Origin of the sequence: Cohnella massiliensis (assembly GCF_900169535.1) — a bacterium.
GTDB classification, from domain to species: Bacteria; Bacillota; Bacilli; order Paenibacillales; family Paenibacillaceae; genus Cohnella; species Cohnella algarum.
Genome location: NZ_LT821259.1, coordinates 1536245 through 1550637, shown reverse-complemented (window position 1 = coordinate 1550637; position 14393 = coordinate 1536245). Strand labels below are relative to the sequence as shown.

Sequence of the window (14393 nt, the reverse complement as noted above, 5' to 3'; positions counted from 1 at the left end):
GGATTCGTCGTTCAATACGGTCAATAGCGGGCAAGCTCCAGCATGGCGGCCTTCAGCTTTTCCTTATTGAGCAAAAAATGCTTCTCCCCGGGCGGATTGATCGGCATCGCGGGAACATCCGGCCCGCACACCCGGCGAATCGGGGCGTCGAGATCGTACAGCATTTCCTCCGCGATCATCGCGGCCACCTCGGCTCCGATGCCCCCCGTTTTGTTGTCTTCGTGAACGATCAGCACCTTGCCGGTACGAGCCGCCGCCTCGAGAATGCCCTCGCGGTCGAGCGGCTGCAGCGTGCGCAAATCGAGAATGTGGCAGGAGACGCCTTCCTCGCGCTCCAGCTCCTCGGCCGCGGCCATCGCGAAATGCAGCGGCATGCTGTACCCGATCACGGTAATATCGTCCCCTTCGCGCAAAACGTTCGATTTGCCGATCGGAACGGTGTACTCCCCTTCGGGAACCTCGTCGCTGATGAGGCGGTAGCATTTTTTATTTTCGAAAAACAGCACCGGGTCGGGATCGCGGATGGCCGACAACAGCAGCCCTTTGGCGTCGTACGCGGTTGCCGGGGCGACGATTTTGAGACCCGGCGTTCCGAAAAACACCGATTCCGGACATTGCGAGTGGTACAGCCCTCCGAAGATGCCGCCGCCGATCGGAGCCCGAATGACGATCGGGCAGTCCCAGTCGTTGTTCGAGCGGTAGCGGATTTTGGCGGCTTCGCTGATGATCTGGTTCGTCGCCGGGAACATGAAGTCCGAATACTGCATTTCGGCGACCGGCCGGAGTCCCGCCATCGCCGCGCCGATCGCGACGCCGGCGATCGCGGACTCCGCCAATGGCGTATCGAGCGCGCGCAATTCGCCGAACTGCTGCTGCAGTCCTTTGGTCGCGTTGAATACGCCGCCTTTGAGCCCGACGTCCTCGCCCAGGACGAAAACGCGGTCGTCGCGCTCCATCTCTTCCTTCATCGCCGTGCGAATCGCTTCGATATATTCGATAACCGGCATCTTAACGCCCTCCCCTCGCTTCCGGCTGCTCCGCGTAAACGTGCCGGAACGCCTCCTCCGTCGATTGAAACGGCGCCCGCTCCGCGTACGCCAGCGATTCGTCGAGTTCCTTGCGGATGCGCGCCTGCAGCTCGTCTTCCCGCTCGTCGGACCACAATCCGATTTCCGTCAAATAATTGCGGAAGGCCGGGATGCCGTCTTGATCCCGGTGCAGGTCGACCTCTTCCTTCGTCCGGTAATCCATGTCGTTGTCTGTCGTGGAGTGAGGCGTAATCCGGTAGGTCATCACTTCGATCAGCGTCGGTCCTTCCCCGCGAATCGCCCGTTCGTGCGCTTCCTTGAATACGCGGTACACTTCGAGCGCGTCGCTGCCGTCCACGCGAACGCCGGGAAAGCCGTAGCCGATCGCGCGATCGCAAATGCGGCCGGCCGACTGCTTGGCGAAGGGCACGGAAATCGCATAGCCGTTGTTTTCGCAAACGAAAATAACCGGTAGGTTATGCACGCCCGCGAAGTTGCAGCCTTCGTGGAAGTCCCCCTGGTTGCTCGAGCCTTCGCCGAACGAAACGAGCGCCACGGAGCTTTCGCCGCGGTACTTCGCCGCGTACGCAAATCCGACCGCGTGCGGCACCTGCGTCGTCACGGGGCTGGAGCCCGTCACGATGCGAAGCCGCTTGCAGCCGAAGTGGCCGGGCATCTGGCGGCCGGCGCTGTTCGGATCCTCCGCCTTGGCGAACAAGGAAAGAAACAGCTCCCTGACGGTCATCCCGACCGACAGCACGAAACCGTAATCCCGGTAATAGGGCAAAAACCAGTCTTTTTCGAGATCCATCGCGAACGCCATCGCCACTTGGGACGGCTCCTGATGAATGCCGGAAATATGAAAATTGACTTTTCCCGCGCGTCGCAGCAATTGGCTTCTTTCGTCAAAACGGCGTGCCAGCATCATCTTCTCGTACATGTCGACGACTTGCCGATCCGACAGGCCAAGCTCGGCATGACGCGAGTTGTGCCGAACGGCTCCCGATTGGGTCATAGCTCGTCCCTCCTGGCTAACACTTAGTTTTATAACCTGGTCTTAATACTTGAATCTAAAACCTATTATACTCCCCTTCCCGGCAAAAAGAAACGTCCAACCCGCGGACATGGCTCAAGGATGCCCGATCGCCGCAGGTTGGCCGTATGCAAGTCGTTATGCGTGTCCGGCGCCGCCGCCCAGCGCGGCCGTCACTTCGGCCAGCGCTTCCGACAGCGTCGGGTGGGGATGAATCGAGCGGGCGATCTCCCACGGGACGGCGTCGAGCAGCTTCGCAAGCGACGCTTCCGCGATCAGCTCGGTCGCATGCGCGCCGACGAGATGAACGCCGAGCAGGTCGCCCGTCGCCCGGTCGGCCACCACCTTGGCGAAGCCTTCGGTCTCGCCGTGAACGAGCGCCTTGCCGAGCACGCGCAGCGGGACGCGCGCAGTCTTCACGTCGAAGCCGCGCTCCTTCGCCGCGGCTTCGGTCCAGCCGATCGCCGCCGCTTCCGGCCGCGAATAGACGCAGCGCGGAATGTCGCGATCCGCCGACCGGACGGCCGGCACCGGCGCGCCGAGCAAATGATCGACCGCGACCGCCGCTTCGTGCATGGCCGCATGCGCAAGCTGCACGCCGCCGATGCAGTCGCCGATCGCGTAAATATGGCGCTCGCCGGTCTGCAGCGTCAGCGGATCGACCGCAACGAAGCCGCCGGCCGTTTTGATGTCGGTGTTTTCGAAGCCGATGCCTTCGACGTTGCCCTGGCGGCCGACCGAAACGAGCATGCGCTGCGCGGCGAGCGGCGATTTGCCGGACGGCGACTCGATTTCGCACGCGACTTCGCCTTCTCCGATCCGGACGGAGGACGCATCCAGCTTGACTCCCGTATGAATCTCGACGCCGCGCCTTTCGAGCGCCTTCCGGATTTCGGACGAGATCTCCTTGTCCTCGCCGGGCAGCAGCCGCTCCGCCGTTTCGACCACCGCGACCTTGCTTCCGAAATCGCTCAGCATCGAAGCCCATTCCACGCCGATGACGCCGCCTCCGACGATGATGACCGATTCCGGGAAGCTTTCCCAGGCAAGCGCTTCGTCGCTCGTCACGATCGCTTGGCCGTCGTAGGGAATGCCTTCGAGCCTTCGCGGCCTCGAGCCGGTCGCCACGATCAAATGACGCGGCACGACCGTCTCCGACTCGCCGTTCGCCAGCTCCACGAAGACCGATCCGCTGCTCGGCGAAAAGATCGACGGCCCCATGATCCGTCCGCTGCCGCTCAGCACCTGAATCCGGTGTTGTTTCATCAGCGCCTCGAGTCCGCGGTGCAGCTGGTCGACAATGCCGGCTTTGCGCGAGATGACGGCCGGCCAATCGACGGCGACTCCCTCCTGCGGCACCATGATTCCGTAGGATGCGGCGGCGCGAATCGTCGCAAACACCTCCGCGCTCCGCAATAAAGCTTTCGAAGGGATGCACCCCCGATGCAAGCAGGTGCCTCCCAGCTTGTCCCGCTCGATCAGGACGACGCTTCGTCCCGCCTGCGCGGCTCTGATCGCCGCCGTATATCCCCCCGGTCCGCCGCCCAAAACGGCGACATCAACCTCTATTGGCATCGTATTATCCTCCGATCGATACTGGCTTGTCCGTCATCGCGACGTTATGTAAGTCCGTCTACTATTGTACCTGTTTTTGCTTGTCCAGTCGATTTGCCGGGCGGCCGTCCCTTTCATCCCCTTTCAGCTTTTCGTGGACAGAATCCGGCAAAATCGGTATGATAGGAGAAGTGGAAGGAGGGATGTCCGGTGAGACTCGTTATTTCCCGCCTAATCGCCATTTTACTCCTAGTCGTGCCGGGTTTGGCAGCGGCGTACGGATTTTTGCTTATGAAGGACGCATTGTACGAATATTTCGTTCAGCTCGGTGACGTGCAAATGCAGGACCCGCGCTTTGAATGGCTCTCGTTCGCATTCGGATTCATTTTATTTTTTGCGGGCGTCGGTTTTATCGGAGGCTGGATTTTTTTCCGCGACCGCAAGCATAAATACGTAGCTCCCCGCTTCATGCCGAAGCGCCCGCGGCCGACCAAGCCGTCCGGGCCCGATTCCGGCGGAACGGCGGAATAATTTCGCGAATAACGCTTGAAGGCTCCCGTTGCCGGATTCCGGCAGGGAGCCTTCTTTCGTGTCCGTCAGCGGACTTCCGTCCGCCCGCCTTGCGCCTTCGCTTTCCGGTACTCGGACGGCGTGCAGTCGTATAAGGAGCGGAACAGTTTGCTAAAATAGCTAAAGTTGTCGAATCCCGCTTCCGCCGCCGCCTCGCCCACCGTCGCGTCCGAATCGGACAATCGCCGGGCCGCGTAGCGCAGGCGAAAATGGTTGACGTATTCGACCGGGGTCCTTCGCATGTACGTCTTGAAGACGCGGCAAAAATGGCCTTCGCTCATGCCCGCCGCTTCCGCGAGCTCGCGGACGGTCAGCTTGCGGCCGAAGTTCGTCTCGACGAATTTGAGCGCTTCCTTCAGCCGTTCCAGCGTCCGGGCTTCCGACGGCGCTTCCGTCTCGCGCGAAACCGAAACGCCGGCCGACCAGAATTCGGCCAGCAGCAAATATAGCTCGCCGGTTATTTTCATCTCGCGGGCCGGGTCGGCCGATTCGAACAGCTCGAACATCCGTTCCAGGCGCCCGACCGCCCGCTCGCCCCATTCGGTCCCTTTGCCGAAATGCGGAGGAAGCGCGAGCCTGCCTCGCTGCAAATGCTGCAGGAACCGGGCCGTTTCCCCTTCGCGGCCGCCGATCAGCATCCCCGGATCGAAGACGATGGCCGTATAGGTGCAAGCCGAATCCTCGGCGGGGTAGCCGCCGTGAATTTCGCCGCCCGGCACGAATATCGCATCCCCGGCCTGCAGCTCGTACTCGGAGGCGCCGATTTGGAATATGGCCCGACCGCTCTCGACGGCGAGAAATTCCGTTTCTTCGTGCCAATGATTTTCCAGGATCGGATGCCCCGCCGGCAGTTCCATCCGGTACACGCCGACCGGAAAATCCTGCGTCCCGTGCCTCCGATTTTCCCGAAGATGGGTCAAATCCATTTCATCACTTCCAATATATCAGAATCGTGTTAAATGAAAACGTAATAGTGCAAGATTTCTTGCGTTTTAATCAGTATAATGACAGTGTAAACGATCAAGCGAGCTGCGACAAGAAAGGATGAATTCCGATGAAATTCAGCAACGGCTACTGGATGACCCGCGAAGGGTATCAAGTGCTGAGTCCTTACGAAATACACGACGTCCAAGTCGGCACGAACAGGATTACCGTCTTCGCTACGTTCAGGCACCTCGAACACCGGGGCAACACGTTGAACGAGCCGCTCATGACGATGGAATTTTCGTCGCCGGCCAAGGACATGATCCGCGCCCGGTTTTACCGACACAAAGGCCAAAAACGCGGCACCCCGGATTCCTTTCCGCTGCTGCTCGAAGGCAACGCTCCCGTCGAAATCGAAAACACCGACGAAGCCGTCAGCCTGACGAGCGGAGACACGACAGTAACGATTACGAAAAAACACCCCGTCTCCATTCGGTATACGCACAAAGGACGCTTCCTGACGGGCAGCGGCACCCGATTGACCGCATTCGTCAAAGCGGACGACGGACATCATCATTTCCGCGAGCAGTTGAACTTAAGCGTCGGCGAAACGGTATACGGGCTCGGCGAACGCTTCTCCGCCTTCGTCAAAAACGGCCAGGTCGTCGACATTTGGAACGAGGACGGGGGCACCGCTTCGGAACAAGCGTACAAAAACATTCCGTTCTACGTGACGAACCGCGGCTACGGCGTTTTTGTCAATCACCCGGAAAAGGTGTCGTTCGAGGTCGCGTCGGAAAAAGTGTCGAAAACGCAGTTCAGCGTTCCCGGCGAAATGCTGGAATATTTCCTGATCGGCGGCGATTCGCTGAAAACGGTGCTCGGCAATTATACGGCTTTGACGGGCAAGCCGGCGCTTCCGCCTTCCTGGTCGTTCGGCCTGTGGCTGACGACGTCGTTCACGACCAATTACGACGAAGCGACCGTCAACAGCTTTATCGACGGCATGGCCGAACGAGACATTCCGCTTGCGGTGTTCCATTTCGACTGCTTCTGGATGAAGGAATACGAATGGTGCAACTTCGAGTGGGACGAGCGCGTCTTCCCCGATCCGAAAGGCATGCTGGAGCGGCTCAAAGCGAAGGGGCTTAAAATCTGCGTATGGATCAACCCGTATATCGGGCAGCGTTCCCCGCTGTTCGACGAAGGGATGAAGCACGGCTACCTGCTGAAACGTCCGGACGGCAGCGTATGGCAATGGGACATGTGGCAGTACGGCATGGGCATCGTCGATTTCACGAATCCGGACGCCTGCAAATGGTTCGGCGACAAGCTGCGCGCGCTGGTGGACATGGGCGTCGATTCGTTCAAAACCGACTTCGGCGAGCGCATTCCGACGGACGTCGTTTACCATGACGGCTCCGATCCGATGCAAATGCACAACTACTACACGCAGCTGTACAATAAAGTGGTGTTCGAGGTGCTGGAAGAAAAGCTCGGCAAAGGCCAGGCGGCCTTGTTCGCCCGATCGGCGACGGCCGGCGGCCAGCAGTTCCCGGTTCACTGGGGCGGCGACTGCGAGGCGACGTACGAGTCGATGGCGGAAACGCTGCGCGGCGGTCTTTCGCTCGGCCTGTCCGGCTTCGGCTTCTGGAGCCACGACATCGGCGGGTTCGAGCAAAGCGCGCCGGCGGACCTGTACAAGCGCTGGGTCGCCTTCGGCCTGCTGTCCAGCCACAGCCGCCTGCACGGAAGCAGCTCGTACCGCGTTCCGTGGCTGTTCGACGAGGAAGCGGTCGATGTCCTGCGTCACTTTACGAAGCTGAAGCTGCGCCTGATGCCCTACCTGTTCGGCCAGGCGGTGCAATCGACGAAGCTGGGCTTGCCGATGATGCGCGCCATGCTGCTCGAATTCGGCGACGACCGGACGAGCGATTATTTGGACCGTCAATATATGCTCGGAGACTCGCTCCTCGTCGCTCCGATTTTCAACGAGGAAGGCGCATCTTCCTATTACCTGCCCAAAGGAACGTGGACCCACTTCCTGACGGGGGAAAAAGTCGAAGGCGGCTCCTGGCGCAACGAAACGTACGATTACTTCGGGCTTCCGCTGTTCGCGAAGGCCGGCTCGATCGTCGCGGTCGGCAGCGAAGACGGCCGTCCGGATTACGACTACGCGGCAGGCGTGACGTTTCACCTGTTCGAGCTTGCCGACGGCGCAACCGCCTCCGCCGTCGTGCCGGACGCTAGCGGCAATACGGCGCTGACCGTCACCGCTTCCCGCAGCGGCAGCCGCATCGACGTGCGCGCCGAAGGCGACACTCGCGACTGGAACGTGCTGCTGCGCGGCATTTCCTCGGTCGAAAGCACCTCGGGCGGCACGGCCGAAACGACGGCGGAAGGCGTCCGCATCGCGGCCGGCGGCTCGTCGCTGTCGATTCAGCTGTAAGGAAGAGAGACGCAAAGAGGCCGAACCCCTGGCAGACGATTCCTGCCGGGGTTCGGCCTCTTCGCTTTGCATTACGCTTCGTTTCGCAACATGCTCCCGTAGCGCGGCTTCCCTCGCGCTCGACGCCCCTATTCCGCCGTCCTCTCCTCCAGCACCCGCTTGAGCTTCCGCAGCTCTTCTTCGGCCGTCTCCACGCCGTTCAGAAATTGCTCATGCGTCATGTCCGGCTGCTGGAACACGGTTACCATCACCGCGCACCCGTCGGGCCCTCTCGGCAGCACGCGCATCGGGTTCAGCGTTTTCCGCGCGGCCTCTTTTCCGTTCAACGGAACGACCCAATGATCCAGCACGCCGCTCTCGTTCCGCCCGGCAAAGCGGACGGCGGCTTCCCCTTCCGGCGTATCCGCAATCCATTCGTTTCCGGACTTGCGAAGCGATCGGAAAAAAGCGGGGGCCCACAACGGAAAATTGCCCGGATCGGACAAAAAATCGTAAGCGAGCGGAAACGAACATTCCGCAGGTTGAATCAGCGTTTTGGAACGCAAAACCGGTATCGCCATCGGCACCTCTCCTTGTCCCGACTTCTCCCTTCCTTTTCATTTTATGGGTACGCTCAGCTTCGTATGATCGGTCATTCCGGCATATTCGGCGGCGGCAACGAGCGGCGATTCGCCGTAAAAGCGCTTGAATTCGCGGATCATGTGCGCCTGATCGGAGTAGCCGAAATCCGCCGCCAGCCGGGAACCGTTCGCGATGCGCCCGTTTCGTACAACGGTCAACACGTTCTGGAAGCGGACGATTTCGGAAAATTTTTTCGGGCCGAGGCCGATCCACCGGTCGAACACCCGGTTCAACTGCCGGGCGCTGACCGTTTCCGCCTTGGCCAATTCGCTCACGCTGCCGCATCCCTTGGCAACGAAAATCCGATACAGCGCGTTCGAAACGAGGCTGTCGTCGGGACGCCCGTTTTTCTCCAGCCTGCTCATTAGAAAACGGTCTGCGACTTCGGCTTGCCTTTCGAATGAAGGCTGCGCGAACAGGCGCTCCGCAACCGTGCCGGCTCCGCCGGGGAGCAGCTCGTCCAGGCTGAATGCCCGCCCGGCAAATTCGGCCAGCGAGGCTTTCAGCAGCGGATAAGCGCCTCCCGGGAAAAACCGGATGCCGAAGCTGCGGACAGGGCGATCGTCATGCTCGATCGCGAACGGTTCGTCGTATATGCCGCAATACCGGACGTTTACCCGGTTCGCCCCGGCATCGCATGCGAAAATAAAGTCCGAGCAGCCGTCCGGCACCACCCGGTCGATCCCCTTGCGGGCGGCAAGCGGCGCCGTCTCCCGATACGGTTCCGCAGGCTCGGAAGTCCAGTAGCAGGATACGTATGGGCGCAGCGGCGCGGCGGGCAGCCGCTCCGCATAACGATAGGAAGCGACTCTGCCGCTTGCCTGGATCGGGCGAAACAGCGCGTGCAATTCCATGCTCATCCGGCGGCACCTCCCTTTCTTCCCATTATACCCGCTTGAGCGCGGGAACGCAGGATCGCGCAGGAGCAAGCGGGTTTGCTAGGCGAATAACTTCCGCATTCCGAAAAAAACCTTTACGGCCGCAGGCCGCAAAGGCAATAACGCGCAAGTCATTTCTGCTTCGCTCTGGAGAGCAGGTAAAGAAAGTAAGGAGCCCCGATGACCGCCACGACGATGCCGGTCGGAATTTCCGACGGCTGAAGGATGACCCGGCCGATCGTGTCGGCGACGAGCAGCAGCAGGCCGCCGGTAAGCGCGGATGCCGGAACGAGCACCTCGTGCCGCGATCCGACGAGCCGCCTGGCCAGGTGCGGCCCGATTAGGCCGATGAAGCTGATGCCGCCGCCGACGGCGACGCACGACCCGGCCAGCGCGACGGCTGCCAAGAGCAGCAGCAGCCGTTCCCTGCCGACGGGCGTGCCGAGCCCGGTGGCGAGCTGCTCGCCTAGGCTAAGGACGTTAAGCGTTCTGGACTTGTAGAGAATGAACGGGAACAGCACGGCGATCCACGGCAGCAGCGCCAGCACGTACTTCCACGTTGTTCCCCAAATGCTCCCGGCCATCCAAACTTGCACAAACTGATATTCGTTCGGATCCAGCCGAATCGTCAAGATAATCATCGCCGCCTGGATGGCCGCCGCGATCGCGATCCCGACGAGCACCATCCGCATCGGGGATATGCCTTCGTTTTTTTTGTAGGAGAGCAGCATGAGCAGCCCGGCCGTCGCGAACGCCCCGACCAGCGCCAGCACCGGGAGCAAAAAGACGGGCGCCGCTTCGTTCATCGGATAAAAGGAAACGAACAGGACGACCATCAGCCCGGCACCGGAATTGATGCCGAGAATGCCCGGGTCCGCGAGCGGATTGCGCGTAATGCCTTGCAGCACGCATCCGGCCAACGCCAGACCCGCGCCGACCAGGATCGAGACGACGATGCGCGGCAGCCGAAAATCGAAAAGAATCAGATTTTGCTGCTCGGTTCCGTAGCCGAACAGCGTTTTGAAGACGTCGATCGGGGAAAGGCGCGTGTAACCGGTGTTCATGCTAACGACAAAAGCGATGACGATTAGCACGGCCAACACGATAATGATCGTCCAGGAGCGGGCCGTCTTTCTGCCTTTCGCTTTTTGCAACGATGCGGTGCTCACGTCGTCTCCCTCCTCATGCGGCGAATCAAATACAGGAAGAACGGAACGCCGATGACCGCAATAAGCGCCCCTACCGGCGTTTCGAAGCCGGGACGGACCATTCTCGCCGCGATATCGGCGAAAACCATCAGCAGAGCACCGAGCACGGCCGAGCACGGAATGATCCAGCGGTAGTTGGCGCCGACGAGCATGCGCGAAATGTGCGGAATGACAAGTCCGACGAAACTGATGCCGCCCACGGTGGCGACCGATGCGCCGGCCAAAACGAGGACGAGCACGGAGCCGAAAAATTTGACCCAGGCGGTCCGCACGCCGAGTCCAGACGCAACCTCGTCCCCGAGACTAAGCAGCGTAATCGAGCGCGACAAAATAAAGGCTCCGATCAGTCCGACTCCGATCCAGGGCACCATAACCTCGACCTGGGACCACTTCGTCCCGGACACGCCGCCCGCGTACCAGAACGCGAGCTCTTGCCCGATTTTGAAATGGATCGAAATGCCCTCGCTGAGCGCGACGAGCAGCGCCGTGATCGCCGACCCTGCCAGAGCGAGCCGGACCGGAGACATGCCCCCTCTGCCCGCCGAACTGATGCCGAACACGAGCACCGTTCCGAGCGCGGCGCCCAGAAACGAAAACAGCGTCACCTGGCCGAACGCCATTCCCGGAAAAAACGCGAAGCAGATCGCCAGCGCGAAAGCGGCTCCCGCATTGATGCCGAGCAAGCTCGGATCGCCCAGCGGATTGCGGGTCATCCCCTGCATGATCGCGCCCGACACGGCGAACGCTGCGCCGACGAAAGCGCCGACGATCGCGCGGGGCATCCGCAGTTCGCGGATGATTTGATGCTGGGTCAAGTCTCCGTTGAAGCGGAATACCGCTTCCCAGACGGTTGCCAGCTTGATGTCCGCGGCGCCGACCGAAATGGACAGCGCAAGCGCGAAGGCAAGGGCCGCCACGCCGCCGATCAGGATGATCGTGGCGGTAAGCGGCCGCGAACGCACCTTCGGCGCTTCTTGCGGCACGGGATCGATGGATGATGTCATGAGCGTGAGAACCTGCCTTATTCGAATTAAGTGAGTCGGATACGGAATTCCGGCTTTCAGTTCAAGGTGCCGAACTGGGCCCGATGCAAACGGCTGTAGATGCCTCCGGCCGACACGAGCTCCTCGTGCCTGCCCTGCTCGCCGATGCCGTCCTCGGTCACGACCACGATGCGGTCGGCGTTTTTGATCGTGGCGAGACGGTGGGCGATGACGAGCGTCGTTCGCCCTTGCGACAATTCCGCCAACGATTGCTGAATGGCCGCTTCCGTTTCCGTATCGAGCGCGGACGTCGCCTCGTCCAGGATGAGGATCGGCGGATTTTTCAGGAACATTCTGGCGATCGCGAGCCGCTGCTTTTGGCCTCCGGACAGCTTGACGCCCCGCTCGCCGATGACCGTCGCCAGCCCTTCGGGCTGGGCCGCGATAAACTCGTCCAGCTTCGCCCGGCGCGCGGCTTCCCAAATTTCTTCGTCGGACGCGGTCAGCTTGCCGTACGCGATATTTTCCCGGATCGTGCCGGCAAACAGGAACACGTCCTGCTGGACGATGCCGATTTGGCGGCGCAGCGACTCCAGCTTGATCCCTTTGATGTCCATTCCGTCGATCGAGATCGTGCCGGAGTCCGCCTCGTAAAATCGGGGCAGCAGGCTGCAAAGCGTCGTTTTTCCGGCGCCGGACGGACCGACGAAGGCGACCGTTTCGCCCGGACGGATCGTCAGGTCGACGTTTCGCAAAATCGGCGAGTGCCGCTCATAGCCGAACGACACGTTTTGAAAACGGATGTGCCCTTTCAAATAATCGACCGCGACCGCGTCGGGCGCGTCCGCGATATCCGGCGCGGTATTCAACAGCTCCACGTATCGCTTGAAGCCGGCAAAGCCTTTCGGATAGCTTTCGATGACGGCGTTGATTTTTTCGATCGGGCGAAACAGGACGTTGACGAGCAAAATGAACGCCATGAATTCGCCGTACTGCAAATCGTCGTTGAATACGAACCAGGCGCCGCAGATCATGACGAACAGCGTCACGAGCCTCATCAGCATATAGCTGAGCGAGCTGTTTTTGCCCATGATTTTATAAGCGATCAATTTGGCGGTACGATAGCGCTCATTGTTGACGGCGAACAGTTCCTTCTCGTATTTTTCGTTGGAGAAGGCCTGCACGACGCGAATGCCGCCGATGTTGTCCTCGACCCGCGCGTTGAAGTCGGCCATGTCCGTGAACATGCGGCGGAACGCCTTCGTCATTTTCGCATTGAAATAAACCGCCAGCACGATCATGAACGGCACCGTGACAAACGTCAGCAAAGCCAGCTCCGGATGGATGTTCAGCATGAGCGCGAACGCGCCGGCAAGCGTCATCACCGCGATGAAGAGGTCTTCCGGACCGTGATGGGCGACTTCGCCGATTTCGTTCAGATCGTTGGTCATTCTCGACAGCAAATGCCCCGTCTTATTGTTGTCGAAAAAACGGAACGACAATTTTTGAATGTGGTTGAACAACGTTTTGCGCATGTCCCGTTCGATGTTGATGCCGAGCATATGTCCCCAATACGCAACGACGAAGTTTAGTACCGTATTGATCGCATAAACGGCCAGCAGCCCGGCGCAAGCCCACAGAATCAGCTCCCAATCCTTGCTCGGCAGCAAATCGTCGACGACCCGGTTGACGGCAAGCGGAAACCCGAGCTCGAGCAGCGCGGCGATGACGGCGCAAGAAAAATCGAAAAAAAACAACGCTTTGTAAGGGCGATAATAGGAAAAAAACTTGCGAACCAACTACGAGGCACCCCCGAGATTCAATCGATTATGTATGAAGCGTCATGCGGCTAACGTCCTCCGATCGCCAAAAATGAGAATGGTTATCAATTGCATTCTATTGTACCGCATTCCCCGCCTCCTATCAACGGTCATTTACGATACTTGGATCGCGTGAAAACAATAAAAACGCCTCCGGCGGGTTTTCCCGCCTGGAGGCGCATTCTCGCGTATCCTCGAAGCCGTTATTCCGTTGCGCCGCTTGCGGCCGGGGATTCGGTTTCGGCGCCTGCGGCCGGGGATTCCGTTCCCGCGCTTGCCGAAGGCGCCGTTTCGGCCGCCGTCGCGTCTTCGCCGGTCAAAAGATTTTTGTATGCGGCGTCTTTCTTTGCCTGCTCGTACCATTCGTTGAAGCCTTCGTTCGCCTTGGCGTCCAGGTAAGCCGCCTTGACCTTGTCATGAACCTCTTCATAAGCCGGAACGGACGCTTCCTGCTTGTCGGTCACTTTTATAATGTGGAACCCGTTCGGAGATTCGACGACGCCGCTCAATTCTCCTACGTTCAGGGCGAATGCGGCCGTTTCGAACGGTTCGTTCATGACGCCTCTTCCGAAAAAGCCGAGATCTCCGCCGCTGTCCTTGGAGCCGGGATCCAGCGATTTTTCCTGGGCGAGCGTCGCGAAGTCGGCGCCTTCCTTCAACTGCTTGAGCACCGCTTCCGCTTCTTCCTTCGTGTCCAGCAAAATGTGCGAAGCCTTCACTTGTTCCTCGGTACCGAAAGAAGCTTGGTTTTCTTCGTAATACGCCTTCAAATCCTCGTCGCTGGGAGCCAGTTTCTCTTCGAAAATGCCGCGGAGCAGCAGTTGCGGACGAATCGCCTGCTCCTTGTAGTCTTCAAGCGTTAGATTACTGTATGCGAGCGCCTGCTCGAACTCCTCGTCGGTCGTAAAACCGTTTTGCTGCTTGATCTCCTCGATCGCCGCATCGTACTCCGCATCGGCTACTTCCACGCCGGCCTTCTCCGCTTCGTACTCGAACAGCCTGAGCAGCATGTATTGATCCAAAATTTGACCGGCTTGCGTTTCGCCCCCGATTTGCTTGACGATTTCATCGTAGAGCTCGGTTTTCGTCACCTGCTCGCCGCCAACCTCGCCCACCGCTTCGCTGGCTTCGCTTTCGCCCGCTCCGCCGAGGGAGGTGATGACCAGCGCGATCAGCGCGATTGCCGTAATGATCCACGGCAGAACCGAATTGACGCTCGCGCCGGATTTTTTCGCTGTCGGCGCGATTGGCGCGGCGACCGGCTTGTCCGGTTCCCCGCCGTTTTGTTGCCGTTGACCCTGTTCCTTTTCCAAATCGCTCATCCT

General features: G+C 60.1%; 12 protein-coding genes. 2 read left to right on the top strand and 10 right to left on the bottom strand.

Annotation, left to right across the window (positions count from 1 at the left end):
- Positions 1-20: 20 nt before the first annotated feature.
- The 3 genes from B7E11_RS20945 to lpdA all read right to left on the bottom strand — a co-directional run bounded on the left by B7E11_RS20945 (position 21) and on the right by lpdA (position 3636).
- Positions 21-1007 carry an alpha-ketoacid dehydrogenase subunit beta gene (locus B7E11_RS20945; RefSeq protein ID WP_080838434.1) on the bottom strand — a complete coding sequence of 329 codons (987 nt, stop codon included), beginning with the start codon at positions 1005-1007 and terminating at the stop codon, positions 21-23.
- Between the two features lies 1 nt (position 1008).
- Positions 1009-2043: a thiamine pyrophosphate-dependent dehydrogenase E1 component subunit alpha gene (locus B7E11_RS20940; RefSeq protein ID WP_080838429.1), complete on the bottom strand. Its 1035-nt coding sequence runs from the start codon at positions 2041-2043 to the stop codon at positions 1009-1011.
- A 156-nt stretch (positions 2044-2199) separates the two neighbouring features.
- Positions 2200-3636, bottom strand: coding sequence for a dihydrolipoyl dehydrogenase (gene lpdA, locus B7E11_RS20935; protein ID WP_080838424.1), 1437 nt, complete (start codon positions 3634-3636; stop codon positions 2200-2202).
- A 189-nt stretch (positions 3637-3825) separates the two neighbouring features.
- Here lpdA and B7E11_RS20930 point away from each other — a divergent pair, with 189 nt between their 5' ends.
- Positions 3826-4146, top strand: coding sequence for a DUF2627 domain-containing protein (locus B7E11_RS20930; RefSeq protein WP_080838421.1), 321 nt, complete (start codon positions 3826-3828; stop codon positions 4144-4146).
- A gap of 65 nt (positions 4147-4211) precedes the next feature.
- Here B7E11_RS20930 and B7E11_RS20925 read toward each other — a convergent pair whose 3' ends face one another.
- The gene (locus B7E11_RS20925) at positions 4212-5111 is read right to left on the bottom strand and encodes an AraC family transcriptional regulator (protein ID WP_080838418.1); all 900 of its coding nucleotides are present in this window, start codon (positions 5109-5111) and stop codon (positions 4212-4214) included.
- A gap of 128 nt (positions 5112-5239) precedes the next feature.
- On the opposite strand from B7E11_RS20925, the gene yicI reads away from it, so the two are divergent.
- Entirely contained in the window at positions 5240-7558 is a 2319-nt protein-coding gene (yicI, locus tag B7E11_RS20920; protein ID WP_080838414.1) for an alpha-xylosidase, read from the top strand.
- Positions 7559-7686: 128 nt separating this feature from the next.
- Here yicI and B7E11_RS20915 read toward each other — a convergent pair whose 3' ends face one another.
- The 6 genes from B7E11_RS20915 to B7E11_RS20890 all read right to left on the bottom strand — a co-directional run bounded on the left by B7E11_RS20915 (position 7687) and on the right by B7E11_RS20890 (position 14390).
- Positions 7687-8118, bottom strand: coding sequence for a hypothetical protein (locus B7E11_RS20915; protein ID WP_080838411.1), 432 nt, complete (start codon positions 8116-8118; stop codon positions 7687-7689).
- A 36-nt stretch (positions 8119-8154) separates the two neighbouring features.
- Positions 8155-9039, bottom strand: a complete 885-nt coding sequence (locus B7E11_RS20910) for a helix-turn-helix domain-containing protein (RefSeq protein WP_080838408.1) — start codon at positions 9037-9039, stop codon at positions 8155-8157.
- A gap of 149 nt (positions 9040-9188) precedes the next feature.
- Complete coding sequence (locus tag B7E11_RS20905; RefSeq protein ID WP_240353845.1) at positions 9189-10211, bottom strand: FecCD family ABC transporter permease; 1023 nt, start codon at positions 10209-10211, stop codon at positions 9189-9191.
- 11 nt (positions 10212-10222) lie between these two features.
- The gene (locus B7E11_RS20900; protein WP_080838402.1) at positions 10223-11269 is read right to left on the bottom strand and encodes a FecCD family ABC transporter permease; all 1047 of its coding nucleotides are present in this window, start codon (positions 11267-11269) and stop codon (positions 10223-10225) included.
- Positions 11270-11325: 56 nt separating this feature from the next.
- Positions 11326-13047, bottom strand: a complete 1722-nt coding sequence (locus tag B7E11_RS20895; protein ID WP_080838400.1) for an ABC transporter ATP-binding protein — start codon at positions 13045-13047, stop codon at positions 11326-11328.
- A 224-nt stretch (positions 13048-13271) separates the two neighbouring features.
- Positions 13272-14390 (bottom strand): peptidylprolyl isomerase, encoded by a 1119-nt coding sequence (locus tag B7E11_RS20890; RefSeq protein ID WP_080838397.1) that lies wholly within the window; start codon positions 14388-14390, stop codon positions 13272-13274.
- Positions 14391-14393: the final 3 nt, after the last annotated feature.

Coding starts and splice junctions, on each gene's coding strand:
- B7E11_RS20945 (WP_080838434.1), bottom strand. CDS start 1,007: ATGCCGGTTATCGAATATATCGAAGCGATTCGCACGGCGATGAAGGAA.
- B7E11_RS20940 (WP_080838429.1), bottom strand. CDS start 2,043: ATGACCCAATCGGGAGCCGTTCGGCACAACTCGCGTCATGCCGAGCTT.
- lpdA (WP_080838424.1), bottom strand. CDS start 3,636: ATGCCAATAGAGGTTGATGTCGCCGTTTTGGGCGGCGGACCGGGGGGA.
- B7E11_RS20925 (WP_080838418.1), bottom strand. CDS start 5,111: ATGGATTTGACCCATCTTCGGGAAAATCGGAGGCACGGGACGCAGGAT.
- yicI (WP_080838414.1), top strand. CDS start 5,240: ATGAAATTCAGCAACGGCTACTGGATGACCCGCGAAGGGTATCAAGTG.
- B7E11_RS20915 (WP_080838411.1), bottom strand. CDS start 8,118: ATGGCGATACCGGTTTTGCGTTCCAAAACGCTGATTCAACCTGCGGAA.
- B7E11_RS20910 (WP_080838408.1), bottom strand. CDS start 9,039: ATGAGCATGGAATTGCACGCGCTGTTTCGCCCGATCCAGGCAAGCGGC.
- B7E11_RS20900 (WP_080838402.1), bottom strand. CDS start 11,269: ATGACATCATCCATCGATCCCGTGCCGCAAGAAGCGCCGAAGGTGCGT.
- B7E11_RS20890 (WP_080838397.1), bottom strand. CDS start 14,390: ATGAGCGATTTGGAAAAGGAACAGGGTCAACGGCAACAAAACGGCGGG.